Origin of the sequence: Lysinibacillus sp. YS11 (assembly GCF_002896375.1) — a bacterium.
GTDB lineage: Bacteria > Bacillota > Bacilli > Bacillales_A > Planococcaceae > Lysinibacillus > Lysinibacillus capsici.
In genome coordinates this window covers 2,079,583-2,098,765 of record NZ_CP026007.1, presented here as the reverse complement: position 1 = coordinate 2,098,765, position 19,183 = coordinate 2,079,583, and the positions used below count along the sequence as shown (strand labels likewise).

The following is a 19,183-nucleotide window of genomic DNA, read 5'->3' as shown; positions in this document are numbered from 1 at the left end:
CATAAGGATACGCTCTATTTTATATGAGAAAAGGTCTACAAAAAAAGACTATAGACAGCCTTTTAGGGCATGTCTACAGTCCATAATTGCTCGTTTTATTTTAATTTCATGATACTAGAACCCGCAATACCTGGGTGTGTCATTTCATATGGATCTAAAATCAAGTCTAATTGTTCTTTTGTGAGGACGCCTTCTTCAATGCAAAGCTCACGAATTGAACGACCTGTTAAAATAGCTTCACGTGCTAGACGAGCAGCTACTTCATAACCGATGTGAGGGTTAACTGCTGTTAGCACGCCTACACTTTTTTCTACATATTCTTTCATGCGCTCTTCATTTGCTTCAATATCTTTTAAGCAGTTTTCTGTAAACGCACGGAATACATTATTCATAATGCTAATCGATTGGATTAGGTTGAACACTAATACAGGCTCCATTACGTTTAATTCTAATTGACCAGCTTCCGATGCTAGAGAAATTGTATGGTCATTCCCAATTACTTGGAAGGCTACTTGATTCAGCACCTCAGGCATAACTGGGTTAACTTTACCTGGCATAATTGAAGAACCTGGTTGACGAGCTGGTAACAGGATTTCTCCTAAGCCTGCGCGAGGACCAGAAGCCATTAAACGCAAGTCATTAGCAATTTTAGACATATTAATCATACAGATTTTTAAAGCGCCTGATACTTCTGTGTAGGCATCTGTATTTTGTGTTGCATCCACTAAATGCGTTGCACCTTTTAATGGTAAACCAGAAATTTCAGCAAGATGCTCATCAACAGATTTAATGTAGTCTGGGAAGGCATTTAAGCCTGTTCCAACAGCCGTTGCACCCATGTTCACATCATATAAATTCGGGCGAGTTTGACGAATGCGTACGATGTCACGGTTGATCACGCGGCAATAAGCTTCAAACTCTTGTCCTAAGCGGATTGGCACGGCATCCTGTAAATGCGTACGTCCCATTTTAATGACATGAGCAAATTGCTCTGCTTTTTGATGGAAAACGGATTGCATATAATCCATCGTTACTAATAATTCATCTATTAAATTTAACACAGCGATATGAATAGCTGTTGGGAAAGCATCATTTGTTGATTGTGACATATTGACATGACTGTTTGGGCTTACTGTGTGATAGTCACCTTTTTCTTTCCCTAAAATTTCTAGGGCACGGTTAGCGATGACTTCATTGGCATTCATATTGATGGATGTACCTGCACCACCTTGAATTGGGTCTACAATAAATTCAGCATCCCATTTGCCATCAATCACTTCTTGCGCTGCTTCGACAATTGCCTCACCAATTTCTTTTGATAATAGGTGTACTTCCATATTACTTAATGCAGCTGCCTTCTTCACAATCCCCATTGCTTTAATAAGTGAAGAGTGAATTGTGTAGCCTGTAATTGGGAAGTTTTCCGTAGCACGTAGTGTTTGAATTCCGTAATACGCCTCTGCTGGTAATACGCGCTCACCTAAAAAATCTTTTTCTATTCTTTGTGTTGACATTATTGTCGTCTCCTTTTATGTAATACTCACACTTGATAGTAGCTAATAAAAGTCGTATTGTAAACAGTCATTTTTCTGTAAACGAAAAAAATCCTTCAAAAAAGCAAAAAAATCACAAAAAACCGAGCGCATTTCCTACGCTCGGTTGCATTTTATTATTTATTTGACGTTACTGTGAAACGGCTATTAACGTGCTGAGGGTTTTCTAATTCATCGACGACAGCCACTGCGTAATCGGCATAGCTGACATAGCTTTCCCCCGCCTCATTTACTAATAAGTGGTCGACTCCTGCTGTATAGTGACCTGTACGTGGTCCTTCTGGATCGAAAAATGCAGATGGACTAATAAATGTCCAAGTAATGGATGATTGTTGTAAATCCTGTAGGTTTTGTCCTTGATTTTGCGCTGTTGCTAAATACATGGCTGGGAAATCTGGTGTATCCATCACACGTACTTTTTTCTCTGGGTCCACAAATAGACTGCCCGCTCCCCCTACAACCACTAATTTTGTAGGAATACCTTGGAAAATCGAGATCAAATGACGACCAGCTTTGACATGTAAATCTTCTTGTCCAGCTGGAGCACCGAATGCATTGACAATGACATCGAAGCCTTTTACATCATCTTGCGTCACATCAAACACATCTTTTTCAATTACTGGAATAGCAGCTGTCACTTTTGCTGCTGAACGAACGATGGCTGTGACCTCATGACCACGTTGTACCGCTTCCTCTACTATTTTTTGTCCAGCTTTTCCTGTTGCACCAATTACGGCAATTTTCATGATTTATTCCTCCTAAGGTTTAGTTGTAACCATTTTAGTTACAGGTTAGATACAAGAAGACCATCTCCGTCTAAGTACGAAGCTGATCTAGCACATCCTGTAGCGTCTGTGCTTGTAATTGCTCTTCCATTGCCAGCCACACAGTTGTATAGACACCCTCTAATGTATGCTTGATTTTTTGACCTACTGCACACGCTGGATTGGGCTCATCATGAATGGCAAATAGCTGCTCTGGCCCATCAATTGCCTGATAAATCGCTAGCAGTGTTAAATCCTTTGGCTCTACTAATAGCTCATAGCCAGCCATGCCAGAATGAGAAGAAAGTAAGCCAGCTTTTTTAGCACACCAATCATTCTTCTTACAACTACTGGATTGGTATTCACACTACCAGCTATAAAATCGGACGTAAGGATACTTTTATCAGAGGTTGTAGCAATGAGCGAAAGAATATGGATCGCCACCGAAAATCGACTGTTCACCATATGTATCACCACCTGTTGTAACTATTATAGTTACAGGTGCAGAAAAAAGTCAAGCCCTGTCACCTGTATATATTGTGCCCCGTTATGCTGTTGCTAATGTATCGCTTATATTTTTTTTACGTAAATGACTAATTCCTGTCGTATTTGACCGTTGTCCTCATAAAAATCTAAATTATGAAATTCATATTTAAAGTGACCTACAGGAAATGTCACACTTTCTCCTTGCGCTGCTGCCAAAATGCCTGCTACATCTTGTGACACCATATGTAGCAGCTCTTCCCCAGAATAAGAATCGATAAAAATAACGTTCATAAAAAAACACCTCCATAGCCATTATAGCTTAGGAGGCGCTTACATTTATAGTGTATCTTTATAACCTTTCAAACGAATCTCTTCGATGATTTGCATCATTTCTTGAATTTGCTGCTGCGACAATTCGATCTTGTTACAAGAATATGCATGTTGCACAGAACCCATGCTTTGTTCTGGCTTGCTTTGCTGTCGATCATATTCATCTACTAGAAGTACCATTGTATTTTTCACAACTATCACCCCTACAATATAATGGACTATTCCCATTATACCAAATAATGCTAATTATACCATAATAACTATAATCAAATTCTTTTCATCCAGTCATCCAACTAATTGCCTATTACGTAAAACAAATAGTTAGACCTAGATCTTTGTTTGAAAAAAACAGCAACCAAAATGGCTGCTGTTAGCATTATACGGCAATTGGTGCTTTAATCGCAGGATGTGGATCATATCCTTCAATCGATAAATCCTCAAGCTCTATATCAAAGATGGATGCTTTATTTGGATTGATGTGCAATGTTGGTAGGTTTCTTGGCTCACGTGATAGCTGTTCTTTCACTTGCTCCACATGGTTTGCATAAATATGTGCATCCCCAATGCTATGAATAAATTCGCCAACCTCTAGGCCACACTCATGTGCGATCAAATGTGTTAATAAGGCGTAAGACGCAATATTGAATGGACAGCCTAATAATGTATCAAGGCTTCTTTGCATTAACTGGCAGCTTAATTTACCATTTGCTACATAAAATTGGAACATCACATGGCACGGTGGTAATGCAGCTTTACTGCCCTTTGCGCCCGCATTAATGACATCCTCAGGATTCCATGCATTGACAATGATACGGCGTGAATCAGGTTGATGCTTAATCTGATGAATGACATCCTGTAGCTGATCAAGGCTATCGCCATCAGAGGTTGTCCAATGGCGCCATTGTTTGCCATAGACATTTCCGAGATCTCCATATTGCTGTGCAAAGTCATCATCTGTTAAGACACGTTCACAAAATGAGGCAAGTTCTTTTTGATACAATGCGTTAAATGACTCGTCTACTAAACAGCGTCGACCAAAATCTGTCATATCAGGACCTTTATACTCATTAGATTCCACCCATTTTTTAAATGCCCATTCATCCCAGATGTGGTTATTATGCTGCAATAGGTAACGGATATTGGTATCCCCTTTAATGAACCATAATAATTCACTTGCTACAAGCTTAAAGGGCACACGCTTTGTCGTTAGAAGAGGAAAACCTTTGCTTAAATCAAAACGCATTTGATACCCAAAGACACTGTATGTACCTGTCCCCGTTCGATCCTCTTTCTTTGTGCCATTTTCTAATATATGTTGTAGTAAATTTAAGTACGCGAATTCTGGATGCGTCATTTTTCTTCAACAGCTCCTTCAAGTTTGCTGTTGATCATTATACCATTTCACAACGAATTATTGTTGAGCTCCCTTGAAATTTCACTCTCTGTTGTGACGAAAAAAGTGGGCAGCAGGATGATATTTAATAAAACAGGTCCAACAATCACTAATAAATCAATGCCAGGACTAAAGTATAATCCAAATGCTGTAATCAGACCCGATAATACAAGGAACACGATTTGTGCGACAATGATCAAAATCGGCACCAATTGATACAGGTAATTGAGTTTACGGAACTGATGCATATTGTCTGGGTTTTTAATGATTTTCCTTTTTAACCGTCTGGATAAAATAAGACAAGCAAGCAGTTGGATAGCCATAAAGCAAAAATAAATGACACTGTATAAAAGCAACTGACTTTTTTGAATGGTGCCATCAAAATGGCCCACTCTTTGGTTTAATAACTCTTGGACTGCTCCCTCATAGACATATTCACGTTCACTTAAAAAAGTAAAGGGCTCCATAAAGCCAAGCGCTGTCCAATCCTTTGTATTGACAGTCCACTTGGATAATTTACTTGCTAAAATACGCAATTGAATAGGATCTTGCTCGCCAAACATCCCTACTAGATGACGATAGGGAATGGCTACTTTTAGCTGACCATCCTGCTTTTCTTGAAATAAATCCTGAATATAAAAGGTATAGGCAACATCGGATTTATTGGCCTCATAACGCGTCTCACCAATTTTCCAATGATTAGCTAAGGAAGCTTGAATGCCATTTTTCATTTCTGTATAGGGCATATCCTTATGTAAATGCTTCGGAATCTTATAGACAAAATGATGATCACTACCTATGAGACCAATTTCTACCTCGACTTTATCCTGATTCACCGTTTTGGCCTTCGTGGTCAATGGAATGGTGATCATAGCGATGAGAAAAAAAAGTAAAAGTGTTAAAATGCCTTTTTTCACGCAGAAGTCCCCCTATTCGTCACTAATGATTAAATTTACCCTATCATAGCCATGTCCGAAAACACTATTTCGTTATTCCGAAAAAACAATAGTGGTTTTCCGAAACTCGTTATTTCGGTATTCCAAATTTATCAATAATTAGCGATAATATATAGGAGATTATGATCATAAGCAAATTAGAGGTTTAACAATGAAAAAATGTACTTATTGTATTTTTCTTACATACTTAATACTCGGTATTTATGTGTTAGGTATTACCATCAAAACACCCTTTGTGAGTCTCACTCTCGATACGACAAACGGTCAGCCTGTTTTTGTGGATAGCTATTACCCTCTATGGGCAGAACAAAAAAATATTGAAAAAGGGGATATTATTGTGGCTATCGATGGGCAGCCAGCCATGGAGAATCGCTACGTTCAACAGCAAATGATCGTTAGAAGCGCCAATGCATTAACGATCCAAAAGGCTGATAAGAGTATTCAAACCATTGCTGTCAAACATCGAGACATGCCAGAAGAATTATATTTGCAAATTTTGTTCCCTATCTTTTATTTTTTCCTAGCTTTTGGTGTCGCACTTTATGTTTGGCGACGCAATCAAAATAATCTTTCAACGTTTTTATTGATCCTATTTTTATTAACTTGTTCGACCGCCTATATCAGTACTGGCGCATCAGCTAGAGGAAATATGATTGGGATGTTTGTCATTAGTAGCTGTATTATTTTATGCATGGTTCTCTTTATTCACTTTTTACAACACTTTTTCAAATACCTACAAATTAAGTGGACCTACCCTCACAGCAAATGGCTGTACTTATTAATACTGTTCATCCCTGGCTTTTATCTAATGGAGGAAGTTAAGCCATCATTACGTGAGTTCACACCTATATTGAACCTAAGTTTATTTGCTGTCCTGGTAGTCTATGCAATTTTTATTTTAGTAACGAGTTATTTACGTACTAAATTGGCCAAAATTCGTTTAATTGCGCTTGCCTTTATCGTGCCGTTTTTACCCTTTTTATTATTCTTCGTTACACCTGAAATATTAGGACATAAGCCGATATTACACGCTGAAATCGCCGCATTATTTTTATTATTTATTCCGTTCTCTTTTCTGTTCATTCAGGTGAACGAACGATTATTCGATATTGAATACCAATTATCACGATTACGCTATTATTCAACGCTAGCCTTTTTCAGTGCGCTTCTGTTGACAGCAGGGATTGCCCTGTTATTCATGGGGGAGCTATCCATCGTCCATGTCACAAGTATTTTTTTACTTGTCTTTATGGTGATCATTGCAAGCTTTTATATAAAAGAACGCATTGATTTTAAGTATCGAAAAATTATCTTCTCTTCTACTGGAAATTATGTACATAATTTATATGCAGCCGTTCAGCGTATGGGCAAAGCAAAAAACCAACAAGAATTATTGGATCGTTTTAAATATGAAATCACCGAGAAGCTTGGAACCACAGCGTTTCATATCCGGACAATAACAGACGATTCTCCACAGCATGTAAGCTACTATCCGCAATTACTGTTACATGATGCTGGTGAGGAAAAGATTATGTTAGAAATACGCCATGCTCTGCAAAAGGAAGAGCTGCTTTGGTTAGAATTGCTTGCACTGTATGTGTCCATGTTTATCAATAACTTACAGCAAATTGAGGATTTAGTGCGTGAAATTCAGCATATAAAAAATACCAGCGATACACCGCTTCCTTGGCTCGATAAATTGCTATGGAATATTATTGAGAAGGAAAAGAGTATTTTAGCACAGGAATTACATGATACCATTTTGCAGGAGCAGCTTCATTTAGCCAGAGAGCTTGATGTCCTAGCTGGCTCCCCTACTATTCAGAAGGAGACCGTGCTAGCTATACGCGAGCAGCTATTGAATGCAACGAAGGACTTACGAGAATATTGCGAGAACTTAAGTCCCCCACTATTGGATACCTTTGGTTTACAAATGGCATTAAAAAAACTCATTCAAAAGGTTAAAATAAGGGCTGATTTTTTATTAAGCGCCCAAATTGATCGTGTAGAATTTCAGGATGTCACCCTGCATCTCGTAGTCTATCGTCTTGTTCAGGAGCTGTTAAATAATGCAATCAAGCATGCCGAAGCAACAGAGGTTTCGCTTCAATTACAAGCAATTCCTCAAGGCTTTATCCTTCGATACGATGATAATGGTATAGGCTGCGACATTGACGATTTAATACAGTCCTCTGCATCAATGGGCATTAATGGCATTCGCGAACGTGTCCGTGCTTTTAATGGTGACATTACCATTCAATCGGGCCTTAACGAGGGCATGCATATTTATATACAAATACAAGAGGACGGGGATTCATATGATGAACATACTTATTATAGATGACCATCCTGTCGTTTTAGATGGTACGAAAACATTGTTGCAGGATTTAGCCAATGTTCAAATCGAAACAGAACAGGATTGCGCAGCCGTTTTATCAAGAATGGATACAGCTACCTTTCAGTTGTTTCTCATTGATATCAATATGAAGCCAATCAACGGCATTCAACTATCAGAGATGATTAAGAAAAAACAAGCAGATGCATTGATTATTCTTTACACAGGCTACGAACTTTCCGATTATTATGAGCTATTGATTGAGAAAAAAATTGACGGTCTATTATCAAAGCTAGCGACAAAGGAGCAAGTGATCCAAACCATTCAAGCAGCCATAAGAGGTGAGATTTTACTAGCAGCCGATTTTTTAGACTTTGTTCAGCAACGCACCAACCTGCCGAATGTGCAGCAGGAGGTTCTACTGAGCGATAAGGAACAGGAAATACTACAGCTCGTTGCCCAAGGCTGTACAAATAAAGCCATCGCCTCTGCAATTGGTGTCACCCAGCGCACGGTGGAGAACTATTTATCGAAGCTATTCGTCAAGCTGAATGTAGAATCGCGGGCAGAGGCTGTCATTGTTGCGAAGGAAAAAGCATGGATTAAATAATGAGGAAATAGCGTTTCTTTACTATTAGATTACAAATGTAAATTTTTCCTTACTAAAAACGGAATTTACTGGATATACAAACAATTCTGTACTATAATAAGGGTAATAATTACATTACTTCATTGCTATGATTAAAAACACGTATTCAAAAGTAATACGAGCTTTTGAATACGTTTTTTATATGTGATAGAAGCAATTGATTGTTGAATTTTTTTGGGAGGGTGTTTACATGACACAAGGTACAGTAAAATGGTTTAACGCAGAAAAAGGTTTTGGCTTCATCGCAGTTGAAGGTGGCAATGATGTATTCGTACATTTCTCAGCTATCCAATCTGATGGCTTCAAAACTTTAGAAGAGGGCCAAAAAGTTGAATTCGGCGTAGAAGAAGGCAGCCGTGGACCTCAAGCAACGAATGTAGTGAAACTATAATCTTCACTTAACATAGACGTGCATATAAAAAGAGACATTCGTAAATGGATGTCTCTTTTTCCTGTGTCAGGATTTATTCATCCTATCAGCTTGCACAGGTAGCCCCACCGTATGAGCCATTCCATCCTGACTAATATAAATGAATTTGATAATACTTTTTTGGACGTCCACGTGTGGTGGACGTGTTGCTTGGTAATTCGTGTGCTAAATTTTTCTCATGGAGCTGCTTTAAAATGCGGTTTGCAGAGCGTACCGTAATGCCGAGATGTGTGCTGAGCAGTTCCCCACTAACAATCGTTGTCGTTAGTTTTTCCAGCATCGCTTCTATTTTTTGTAATTGTAATAAGGGAATATCATATGTCGTACTTAAATTTTTTAGATGCTGTTGTTTTTCATCGTCAAACTGTAGCATCGTTCCATATAGTAAAGGCCCAATTTCTCGTGAATTTTCAATAATGTATCCCTGTGTTTCCTTTGAAGAGCAGAGGGTTGCGGCTTTTTTAGCAAACTCCTGACTTTCAATTAGAGAGTCACCAATTCCCCACCCTATTCTGACAGGAAACGATAGCTTCTCATTTAAAAAATCAACTAAATGACAATGTGAATAACGATTCGTTGTACTTAAAAATTGCTTATACGTCGTGATAATTGCAATAAACGATGCCTCACGATGTACGATAAATGAGCTAGCATACAGTTGTTTGAAATCTAATATAGTTTTATATAAGGCAATTTGCCGATATTCTAGGTCTTCTATATTCGATTTATCTATCGGAATTAAAATATGCACTACCACTACTTTATTTTGGTTAAGCTGTCGAATTTGCAGTTGATTGAGAAAATGATCTAATGTTAATTGCATGGCATATTGAGACGGGTAAAAAGCGATAAAGGGTATATTTTGATCAGCTAAGCGCTCACGTATTTCTGCAATGCGGGTAAAGCTCAAATCAACCTTGTTTTCCTTATGCAATTGTAGATGCCATTCAGCAGCTTTATGGACAATATCGCTACTTGCGTACTCGCTCATCGTTTGGCTAAAAAGATAAGGTTTTTTTCCTATCGACCATTCATGAATGCCCAAATAGCCGTTTTCCTCATAGCAAAAGTCGATGGCAATGCGATTCATAGCAATCTTTTTCTCATAAAAAAGCTCCGTAACGGTACGGTAAAAATCACGCTCTGAAATATCAAAATAATGCATGGGTACCGTTGCTTCTTGAAAATGCGTTTGAGCATAAAAATATGGAATTTGTCCGCTAAAAAGCGCTCCATCTCCCCCTTCCAAATACTTTTCTAAAAGCTCATTCAAATGTTCAAAATCAGTATAAGCATAGTAATGAAATTCACAAAAAGAGGGTTTAATTTTTTCAAGCTGTTGAACCCATGAAAGTGAGCGTTTAGCGGTAAAAACATTAATTTTATACATACATATAGCTCCTTAATAAAAAATAAATATTGAAAATAGTCAGAAAATATGGTTTCTTTGTATAAAGGACATAGATTTTCGATGTCTTAAAATAGAGACATTGGATTTTTAAAGGTTAAGTCTAATAAAGTATAAAAGGAGATGAAATTTATGCAAGGGAATTCACAAACAATTAAGAAAAAATCTTGGATTGACAATATGTTAGATAAAATCGAGCGTGCAGGTAATAAGCTACCAGACCCTATCACGTTATTTATTATTCTAGCAGGTATAGTACTAGTTTTATCATGGGTTTTATCCATGCTCGGTATTTCAGCAGTTCAACCTGGGACCGAAGATGTCATTCAAGTAAAAAATCTGCTAAGTCAAGAAGGACTTATCTTAATTTTAACGCAGATGGTTTCAACATTTACAGGCTTCGCTCCATTAGGGCTAGTAATCGTGACAATGATTGGTATTGGCTTAGCTGAGCAAACAGGCTTAATTTCAGCTGTCATGAAGAAAATTGTAATGTCAGCACCTACAAAATTAATTGTACCTTTTATCATTTTTACAGGTTTAGTTGGTAACTTAGCGGCTGACGCGGCATTTATCATTTTACCACCGATTGCAGCCATGATTTTTATGAGTATTGGTCGAAATCCATTAGCAGGCTTAATTATTACATATGCAGCTGTAGCTGGGGGCTTCAGTGCGAACATATTAATTAGCTCTCTAGATGTATTATTATTAGGGATTACAGAATCAGCAGCACAAATAGCAGACCCCGCGTACACTGGTCGTGCAACGATGAACTACTATTTCTTAATTGCTTCGACGTTTTTATTAGTCATTATTGGTACATGGGTTGCAAAGAAGTTTACAGAGCCTCGCTTTGGTTCGTTTCACGGTGAAATTGAAAAGCTAGAGCCATTGACAGCTTTAGAAAAGAGAGGATTAAAATGGGCTGGAATCGTAACGCTAGTTTATATTTTAGTCATTGCTTTTACAGTCATACCGTCGAACGGTCTTTTACGCGATCCTGCAACAGGTGGCTTTTTAAACTCACCTTTCATGGCAGGCATTGTACCTATCATGTTATTCTTCTTCCTATTACCTGGGCTTGCCTATGGGATAGCAGCGAAGGAGGTTAAAAACGATAAGGAAGTTGCAGAGAAAATTTTTAAATCCATTGCAGATATGGCACCATTTATTGTATTAGCGTTTGCCGCTTCACAAATGATTGCCTTTTTCAACTGGAGCAATATTGGTTCTATTTTAGCCATTAAAGGTGCAGAGCTTTTACAAGCATTGAATTTTACAGGTTTACCAATGATGATAGGTTTTGTTTTAATATGTGCCTTTGTCAACCTATTAATCGCCAGTGCTTCTGCAAAATGGGCTTTACTTGCACCAATTTTCGTACCAATGTTCTTATATTTAGACTATTCCCCAGCGGTTACGCAGATGGCCTATCGTGTAGGGGATTCGATTACAAATCCAATTACCCCTATGTTACCGTATTTCGCGATTTTACTATCTTTTGCAAAGCGCTATGATAAAAATATCGGAATTGGTACGCTTATCTCTTCTTTATTACCGTTCTCGGTGTTTTTCGCAATCGGTTGGATTATCCTCTTCGCCATTTGGTTCCTACTAGGTTTACCGCTTGGCCCTGGAGATTATATTTACTTAAAATAAGGAGTGTTAGAGAATGACAACATTACAACAACAGTTAGCAGATTTATTAAAACATTATGAAGAAGAGACAATACGGCTTCGTCGTCATTTCCATGAAAATCCTGAGCTTTCCTTTGAGGAAGTTGAAACGCCAAAAACCATTGCTGCCTTTCATCGTGCCTTAGGTCATGAGGTTCGTGAAGGTGTAGGTGGCAATGGAGTTGTGGCAAAGCTAGTTGGTGGAAAACCAGGGAAAACAGTAGCGTTACGAGCAGACTTTGATGCTTTAGCCATTACGGAAGAGACCGGCTTACCTTTCCAATCGAAAATTAAAGGGCGTATGCATGCTTGTGGCCATGATGGACACACAGCTTCCCTCTTAATCTTAGCGAAGGCGTTTAATCAAATGAAGGATGATTTAGAAGGAACAATCGTCTTTATTCATCAGCATGCTGAGGAGCTTGCGCCAGGTGGAGCTATTTCGATGATTAGGGATGGCTGCTTAGAAGGTGTAGATGTTATTTTTGGGACACATTTATGGGCACCCACTGATCTTGGCAAAGTGCAAACAGCTAAAGGACCATTAATGGCTGCAGCAGATGGTATTTATATAACGATAAAAGGCAAGGGCGGCCATGGTTCAAACCCAAGTGACACCAAGGACTCCATTGTCCTTGCAGCTCAGTTTATTACAAATTTACAGCAGCTTGTGGCACGTCGCATCAACCCATTACGTCCAGCAGTAGTATCAATTGGCCATATTGAGGCATTAAATCCATTCAACGTCATTGCTGATCAAGTGTACATGAAGGGTACGGTGCGCACTTTCCACGAGGAGGAGCGTAGTTTGTTAGAGCATGAAATCGAAGAGCTTTTAAAGGCAACTTGTTATTTAACAAAAGCCGATTACGAGTATGAATATGTGCGAGGCTATCCGCCTGTTGTGAACCATGATGCAGAGACTGAGCATATAATGGCGTCCGCAGAGAAAATTGCAGATGTTGAGACTGTTGAAATAGTTGATCCCAATATGGGCGGTGAGGACTTTGCCTATTTCTTAGAGGAAATCCCCGGTGCGTTTTTCTTCACAGGGGCGAAAAACCCTGATTGGGAGGAAGTCTATCCACACCATCATCCGAAATTCGATATCGACGAGCGCTCCTTACGAATTGCCGCCAACGTTTTAGGTCAAGCAACGCTAGACTATTTCGCAAAAAATAATTAATAAAAGGCATTACGAAGTGCTACATGCATTTCGTAATGCTTTTTTCGGTTGAATATTTTAATAAGAAGAAAAGGATGGCCAAAGCTAAGAGGTTCTCTCACTAGTTGGAGCAGTTACCTGACTAGCTTGAGCGCTCTCTCCTCACTTTAGAGCGGGCTCCTCCTCACTCAGTCAGGATCACTTAGGAGTCAAGACCCCCCTACCTTTAACTAGGCATAGGAATGTAAGCCGGCAATGACTAGATTGACAAATACTTGGTTGAACACAATAATGCCGAAGCCGATGATGGCCAACCAGGCTGTTTTTTCTCCTTCCCAGCCTTTGGATAAGCGGAAATGGAGGAAGGCTGCGTAGAATAAAAAGGTAATTAATGCCCACACCTCTTTCGGGTCCCAGCCCCAATAGCGACTCCAGGCAATTTGCGCCCAAATCATGGCGAATAGCAGGCCACCTAATGCAAATAATGGGAAGCCGATAACCACTGCGCGATAGGAAATCTCATCCATTAATTGTGGCTGTACGCGGCTTGTCCATGGCTTTAATAAGGCACTCACTGATTTTCTTGTGATGAATCGAATGACACCATATAAAATAGTACCCACGATAAATGCCCAGACAATCGAGTTTAATTTCTTGGCATCTATTTTATTTGTGATTTCGACACCACCGATTGCTTCACCATTCTCGGTGACGGCTCCTTTACTTACAATCAGGGGCATCATGGAGTAAGTGGCTTTTTCTTGCTGTCCCTGTGCATTATCGAATTGTACCTGCACCTCTTCTGTGGCAAGGCTGAAAAACGTCGATACGCCAATAAAGCCAATGACAACCACCAAACAATACAACACAAACTCAAGACCGTATGTACTGATAGTTTTTTTGGAAACATCCAGCGTTCTTAATAAGTAAATTAAACCTGTAGCAAAGGATACAGATAAAATGGCACTAGAAAAGGCCACAGTCATGACATGAATTGTTAACCAGTTACTTTGTAATGATGGAACAAGCGGCGATACTTCCTTCGCGAAAACGCTTCCATAACCAAGGATGATTAAGGATACAGGAATCGTGAATAAGCCAACCACGATTTGCTTATATAAGAAATGGATAATTAAGTAACTTCCTGTAAGCATGATGCCAAAGAACGTCATAAATTCATACATATTACTGACAGGTGCATGGTCAACCGCCACCCATCTGACAACAAAGTACACGAGCTGTAGGGCAAAGGCTATATAAGTGAGCAATAGTCCTAGCTTACCGAATGTTTTTCTCTTTGATTTGACTGCTAGCCCTAATGGCACAATAGCAATGAGTAGTAGAATAAAGGCAATAAATAAGGCATTGCTACTAATGGATAATAAACTTTCTTGATTCAATAGAATCCCTCCAACGTTTCTTTTTCGGAATATGCTTCCAAATAGTAAGAACGTTAAAGCGTGTAAGAAGTGCCATGTTTTCCCTTTAAATATTTTTATTTTTTCAAATTGTTACATTTTTATGACATGGAAATGGGGATGTGCTTGGTAGGTTCAATCATTATGTAGAGGGAACGAGAAAATATCCCATTAAATGGAAGATGACTGTATCAAAAAATGGTATGCCTCTATCTACATCTTACAAAAAATTGTAATAAAAGTCTATTTCTTTTTCTAACTACATGGGACAATAATGATGCGCACAAATAACATAACGTTATGTTTCATAAACTGGAGGCTTTTAATGAAACAAAATATTTATGATAATCCGATATTTTTTCATCAATACAAGACATTGAGACAAAAAGCATCTAATTATAACCGTCTTTTGGAGCAGCCCACGATGAAGGCTTTACTTCCTCCGTTGACAAATTTACAGGTACTCGATATTGGCTGTGGTATGGGGGATTTCGCCAAGTATTGTATCGACCATCAAGCCAAGCACGTAACCGCATTAGATGTTTCGAGCAATATGCTGTCCGTCGCTAAACAGGAGCATGCCCACTCACAAATTGACTATCAGCTACAGGCAATAGAGGATTATGAAGCTCCTTCGGCTAGCTTTGATTGTATAACCAGCTCCCTATCTCTTCATTATGTCAAAGATTTCGATGCGGTCATTGGTCAAATTGCTCACATGCTACGTCCTAACGGTGTATTTATTTTCTCTGTAGAGCATCCTATTGCTACAGCTCGTCATACAACAGATGATAATTGGGTATATGATGACAATCATCAACGTCTGCACTATGCTGTGGATCATTACCAGGAAGAAGGCTTGCGTGAGCAAACCTGGTTGGTGGATGGTGTTGTCAAATATCATCGCACTATAGCGACACTGGTCAATACATTGATTACCCATGGGTTAACCATTGATAAAATCGTAGAACCAATTCCAAGCACAGCAGCCATTCAACAGCTTCCTTCTATTGAAAAGGAGCTACGCAGACCATCCTTTTTATTCATCAAAGCAAAAAAATAAACGAAAGCCTCACCCTATGTTTGTGGTGAGGCTTGTTTCATATAAATAATTTCTGGGTCTCCCTCATCCAAGTTGTCGATAAAACCGCTTTTGACAAAGCCTAGATTATGAAAAAGCTGGTGCATACGCCTATTGGACTGATTTGTAGAGGAGAAAACCTTTGCTGTTTTAGCCATTTGGATATAAGCGGTCATTAAGGCAGATGCGATTCCCTTTCTGCGCTCGGACGGCTTGACAATGACTAAGGAAATAAAGCTATAGCCAAAAAAGTCATTGCTAAATAGCAAAAACCCCCCAATGGTATCAGCGGATTGGTATAGCAAACAGCGTTTCTCTTTGATAGCTTGCTGAATTTCTTCCGCTCTGGATGAATCTCCAATTACTTCTTGATCGATTGTACAAAGTGCTTGTAAATGCTCCATTCTTGCTTCAATTATATGATGGCTCAATTTTCAACCTCCTTCATATAATAGCTCATCACCTTTAGCTCATCTCGAAGTCCCATTGCCTGTCTGCCTTCATCGACAAAGCCACATCGCTTATAAAGTTCTTGAGCAGCTCTATTTGGTACATTGACCCCGAGCACCAGCTCATTGATGTATGGGAAATGCTTGCGAACAAAGTCAGGCAATAATTGAAGTGCTGTCTTGGCATAGCCTTTGCCCTGCTCATAAAAATCAGTGGAAAAGGAACGGATTAATAGCGCCTGTTCATTAGAGGAGTAAGGCGTCACCCCCTCTTTTTCATGTAAGACAAAGAACGTGACTAGCTTGTTACCGTCCATTGCTAAAATGGCATGTCGACTATTATCCTGCTTAGCAAGTGCAATGCTATCTTTTGGAGACTTTGTATAGCGTAGCTGCTCTTCTGTTAGGGTATATTGTTCTACTAAATTTTTTGCTTTGTCCTCATAGAACATGAGCTGCATAGTCACTCGAATTCCTCCTCGTAAATAGCGGTGAATTCATAGTCTCCCTCTATAAGTTGCTGTAAATAATCCTCAAACGAAGCTGCAATCACCTCAAAGCTATCAGGATCATGGACATAACGAACCACCTGGCCAACTTGTCCCGCTTCATTTGGCGTAAAATCAATATATAGGCTTGATGTGCCCCCATTATTCATACAATCAGCAAAGCAGAGCCGTTCATTTAACGGGACATGCATATTAATCTTTTCATCTACTTCCACATACGCTAAAAATTCCTGATAGCGCTCATAAATTGTTTCACGTTTATCATGATAATCTTTCACGATTTGCTCCACCGATTTTAAATAATACGGATAATCCCCTAAATCAGAGCCTAGGACTAAAACACAGATCGTTTCTTGCCCATGCTGACAATAATATGTACCATTGACATCCTGTAATAGCTCCACCAAAGCTTGTGGGCAGTTCGGAAATACTTCTAACAAGGCCTGAATTTGTGCCTCTGAAGCACCAAAAGCCTGTTGTAATTGTTGCTGCTCTTCTTGTGGTAAGTATTGTAATAAATTCGCAAAATATGTTGTGCGCATCTTAATCCCTCTCTCTCTCTAACTATGACATATTTTAACATAATTTCTTCCATTCTCTTAGTCCCTCATGCTACTATGGAAGTATGCACAAAAAAGGGGTGGGTTTATGAGTGTAAAAGATGCAGTAGACGTGAAAATATTACCAACAATCGTAGGGTTGTAACGCTACTTGCAGCCCTTCTATAAGGGAGAATACAATAATGGAACATTATTTGAAAACATTTTTAACAGGTCAATCGATCACTTTACAACAAATGACTACTGCTGACCTAGAGGCTTTTATAGCAATCGAAAGCGAAATCACCTCTTTGCTACTTGCTAATGATGAGATTCCCTTTCCACAAACTGTAGAGGATCACACAGCTTTCTTTAACAGTATCAGCGGAAAGAAGGAGGAATACTTTTTCGGTATCTATGAAAAAGCGTCACATCAGTTAATAGGCTCCTGTGGCGTTTATGCAGTGAATTGGCAAAATAGCACTTGCTCAGTGGGCATTTCAATTGGGAAAGAGTGGCACGGCAAGGGCTATGGCACGGATGCAATGAAAACGCTTATTGATTTTATCTTCCAATATATAGCTGTTCAGAAAATCAAGCTTCAGGTTTTTAGCTTTAACCCAGCAGCTATTCGCTCCTATGAAAAATGTGGCTTCACAAAAGAAGGCATTTTACGCCAAGAAATTTTCCGCTTCGGTACATTCCATGACGTAGTTTTATTTGGCCTCTTACGCTCCGATTGGGAGAGGGATTAACAGAATAGCACAAGAGAGATACTATGATTGCTGTAGTATCTCTTTTTTTGTTCAGTCCTCTTGCCACACGCGTGTTACTTCCTGTAAGGATAGACCTTGAAATGCTAATCGATAGATATCTGGCATACTTAACGCTTGCCAAAATGCATAATCGTACTGGGCATCAAAATATTGCATCATCAATGCCATGATATTGCCATGTGTACCGATAACGACAGACTGCTGTGGATGCGTGAGAAGGATGTTTCGCAAACTTGGAATAGCGCGAGCCATTGCCTGTTGATTGGACTCCCCACCTGCCCATGCAAAGCTTGGCTCCTGCCACACCCGTTGAACTGCTGCATGAAAATCCTCCAACTTCCCAGTAGCAAGTTGTCTTTCTTTTAAAGCATCTATCGTTTGGATGGGTAAATGACGCGCCTGTGCAATCCCCTCCACTGTTTGAATAGCTCTTCGATAGGGACTAGCATAAACGGCATCGATTCGATAATGCTTCAAAAGATTTGTGACACACTCTGCATCCCTTTGTCCCTGAGCAGATAGTGGACGATGATATTCATCCTCTGAATAATGAGCATGTGCGTGTCTAACAAAATAAATTTCAGTCATCTGTTTCTCCTCTTTGATCTTTAGCTAAATGAACCTTCCAAATCCCCTCTTGCTGTTGCAGAGCGTATGTTTTTATGTAGAGCTGACTCCCAACGGAAATTTCCAGTTGAACGACCTGTAAATCAGGGGTGCTCGATTCATTAATCACTATTCGATCATAAAATCTATACATGAAATAGGTAACAAGCAAATCACCTGCAAGTGAATCGGTATAGTATTGCTCAAACAATTCTTTTGTGGGGAATGCATCATTGCTGTAAGTAATCGCATACAATGCATCCATACGAGGTTCCTCCACTAAATCAAACATAATTAGCAGCATTTCCTCTGGCGAAAAGGTCTGCAAATGACGAATTTCTCCATCGTTTAAAAATGCTTGATAGGCCTCTCTATTTTCCAAAGATAAATCCGCTACATAGCTAAATTCAGTGGATGTCGATGTCGTATCCATGTCATACACAATGGTCGGTTCCTGTAAGGGCTTCTCCCTTTCACATGCCGTTAGTAAACTTAAAAAAGCAATGATGGAAACCAGTTTTTTCATCATGCGCTGCATCACCTCATCTACTATCCATTATTCCATTAATTTCAAAAATTCTCAACATTTCACCATAGACAATGAAATGTCCCCATTTCTAAACAACAAAAAAGGGAATTTGCTAAAATGTGACAAG

At 39.2% G+C, this 19,183-nt stretch carries 20 protein-coding genes and 1 pseudogene; 7 read left to right on the top strand and 14 right to left on the bottom strand.

The genetic code is table 11. The features are described from left to right. Positions 1-95: 95 nt before the first annotated feature. From aspA to LBYS11_RS10320, 7 genes and pseudogenes are all read right to left on the bottom strand, one after another. Positions 96-1,514 (bottom strand): aspartate ammonia-lyase, encoded by a 1,419-nt coding sequence (aspA, locus tag LBYS11_RS10350; RefSeq protein WP_004230240.1) that lies wholly within the window; start codon positions 1,512-1,514, stop codon positions 96-98. Between the two features lie 155 nt (positions 1,515-1,669). Beyond that, complete coding sequence (locus LBYS11_RS10345) at positions 1,670-2,299, bottom strand: NAD(P)-dependent oxidoreductase (RefSeq protein WP_103118058.1); 630 nt, start codon at positions 2,297-2,299, stop codon at positions 1,670-1,672. A 70-nt stretch (positions 2,300-2,369) separates the two neighbouring features. Continuing rightward, positions 2,370-2,782, bottom strand: a pseudogene (locus LBYS11_RS10340) (Rrf2 family transcriptional regulator). A 105-nt stretch (positions 2,783-2,887) separates the two neighbouring features. After that, positions 2,888-3,094 (bottom strand): hypothetical protein, encoded by a 207-nt coding sequence (locus LBYS11_RS10335; protein ID WP_036080672.1) that lies wholly within the window; start codon positions 3,092-3,094, stop codon positions 2,888-2,890. 45 nt (positions 3,095-3,139) lie between these two features. Next, entirely contained in the window at positions 3,140-3,361 is a 222-nt protein-coding gene (locus LBYS11_RS10330; RefSeq protein WP_233732688.1) for a hypothetical protein, read from the bottom strand. 148 nt (positions 3,362-3,509) lie between these two features. Further along, positions 3,510-4,487, bottom strand: a complete 978-nt coding sequence (locus LBYS11_RS10325; RefSeq protein WP_048394494.1) for a thymidylate synthase — start codon at positions 4,485-4,487, stop codon at positions 3,510-3,512. A 47-nt stretch (positions 4,488-4,534) separates the two neighbouring features. Beyond that, a complete protein-coding gene (locus LBYS11_RS10320) occupies positions 4,535-5,443 on the bottom strand; it encodes a hypothetical protein (RefSeq protein WP_048394496.1) in 909 nt (302 codons plus the stop codon). 190 nt (positions 5,444-5,633) lie between these two features. On the opposite strand from LBYS11_RS10320, the gene LBYS11_RS10315 reads away from it, so the two are divergent. From LBYS11_RS10315 to LBYS11_RS10305, 3 genes are all read left to right on the top strand, one after another. Beyond that, a complete protein-coding gene (locus LBYS11_RS10315; RefSeq protein ID WP_103118056.1) occupies positions 5,634-7,826 on the top strand; it encodes an ATP-binding protein in 2,193 nt (730 codons plus the stop codon). After that, a complete protein-coding gene (locus tag LBYS11_RS10310; RefSeq protein WP_048394499.1) occupies positions 7,801-8,427 on the top strand; it encodes a response regulator transcription factor in 627 nt (208 codons plus the stop codon). Before LBYS11_RS10315 ends, LBYS11_RS10310 begins: the two co-directional genes overlap by 26 nt. Positions 8,428-8,656: 229 nt before the next feature. Then, positions 8,657-8,857, top strand: coding sequence for a cold-shock protein (locus LBYS11_RS10305; protein ID WP_004230248.1), 201 nt, complete (start codon positions 8,657-8,659; stop codon positions 8,855-8,857). A gap of 130 nt (positions 8,858-8,987) precedes the next feature. Here LBYS11_RS10305 and LBYS11_RS10300 read toward each other — a convergent pair whose 3' ends face one another. Continuing rightward, positions 8,988-10,286, bottom strand: coding sequence for a hypothetical protein (locus LBYS11_RS10300; RefSeq protein WP_103118055.1), 1,299 nt, complete (start codon positions 10,284-10,286; stop codon positions 8,988-8,990). Between the two features lie 150 nt (positions 10,287-10,436). Between LBYS11_RS10300 and LBYS11_RS10295 the strand changes: the two genes are divergently transcribed. Both LBYS11_RS10295 and LBYS11_RS10290 read left to right on the top strand, forming a co-directional pair. Further along, entirely contained in the window at positions 10,437-11,966 is a 1,530-nt protein-coding gene (locus tag LBYS11_RS10295) for an AbgT family transporter (RefSeq protein ID WP_103118054.1), read from the top strand. Positions 11,967-11,979: 13 nt separating this feature from the next. Next, the gene (locus LBYS11_RS10290; protein ID WP_103118053.1) at positions 11,980-13,170 is read left to right on the top strand and encodes an amidohydrolase; all 1,191 of its coding nucleotides are present in this window, start codon (positions 11,980-11,982) and stop codon (positions 13,168-13,170) included. A 209-nt stretch (positions 13,171-13,379) separates the two neighbouring features. On the opposite strand, the gene ccsB is transcribed toward LBYS11_RS10290, so the two are convergent. After that, positions 13,380-14,549 (bottom strand): c-type cytochrome biogenesis protein CcsB, encoded by a 1,170-nt coding sequence (gene ccsB / locus LBYS11_RS10285; RefSeq protein WP_103118052.1) that lies wholly within the window; start codon positions 14,547-14,549, stop codon positions 13,380-13,382. Between the two features lie 343 nt (positions 14,550-14,892). Here ccsB and LBYS11_RS10280 point away from each other — a divergent pair, with 343 nt between their 5' ends. Continuing rightward, positions 14,893-15,630, top strand: coding sequence for a class I SAM-dependent methyltransferase (locus tag LBYS11_RS10280; RefSeq protein ID WP_103118051.1), 738 nt, complete (start codon positions 14,893-14,895; stop codon positions 15,628-15,630). Between the two features lie 14 nt (positions 15,631-15,644). Here LBYS11_RS10280 and LBYS11_RS10275 read toward each other — a convergent pair whose 3' ends face one another. Genes LBYS11_RS10275 through LBYS11_RS10265 form a run of 3 tightly spaced genes read right to left on the bottom strand, consistent with a single transcriptional unit; the run spans position 15,645 to position 17,148 of the window. After that, positions 15,645-16,079, bottom strand: a complete 435-nt coding sequence (locus LBYS11_RS10275; protein ID WP_054549263.1) for a GNAT family N-acetyltransferase — start codon at positions 16,077-16,079, stop codon at positions 15,645-15,647. Beyond that, on the bottom strand, positions 16,076-16,558 hold the full coding sequence (locus tag LBYS11_RS10270) for a GNAT family N-acetyltransferase (protein WP_369823987.1): 483 nt from the start codon (positions 16,556-16,558) through the stop codon (positions 16,076-16,078). The genes LBYS11_RS10275 and LBYS11_RS10270 overlap by 4 nt, the downstream gene beginning before the upstream one ends. A gap of 2 nt (positions 16,559-16,560) precedes the next feature. Further along, complete coding sequence (locus LBYS11_RS10265; protein ID WP_103118049.1) at positions 16,561-17,148, bottom strand: SMI1/KNR4 family protein; 588 nt, start codon at positions 17,146-17,148, stop codon at positions 16,561-16,563. 200 nt (positions 17,149-17,348) lie between these two features. Here LBYS11_RS10265 and LBYS11_RS10260 point away from each other — a divergent pair, with 200 nt between their 5' ends. Continuing rightward, on the top strand, positions 17,349-17,900 hold the full coding sequence (locus LBYS11_RS10260) for a GNAT family N-acetyltransferase (protein ID WP_103118048.1): 552 nt from the start codon (positions 17,349-17,351) through the stop codon (positions 17,898-17,900). Positions 17,901-17,951: 51 nt separating this feature from the next. Here the strand turns inward: LBYS11_RS10260 and LBYS11_RS10255 are convergent, their stop codons facing one another. Both LBYS11_RS10255 and LBYS11_RS10250 read right to left on the bottom strand, forming a co-directional pair. Then, positions 17,952-18,509: a histidine phosphatase family protein gene (locus tag LBYS11_RS10255; RefSeq protein ID WP_103118047.1), complete on the bottom strand. Its 558-nt coding sequence runs from the start codon at positions 18,507-18,509 to the stop codon at positions 17,952-17,954. Then, a complete protein-coding gene (locus tag LBYS11_RS10250; RefSeq protein ID WP_233732687.1) occupies positions 18,502-19,056 on the bottom strand; it encodes a hypothetical protein in 555 nt (184 codons plus the stop codon). The genes LBYS11_RS10255 and LBYS11_RS10250 overlap by 8 nt, the downstream gene beginning before the upstream one ends. Positions 19,057-19,183: the final 127 nt, after the last annotated feature.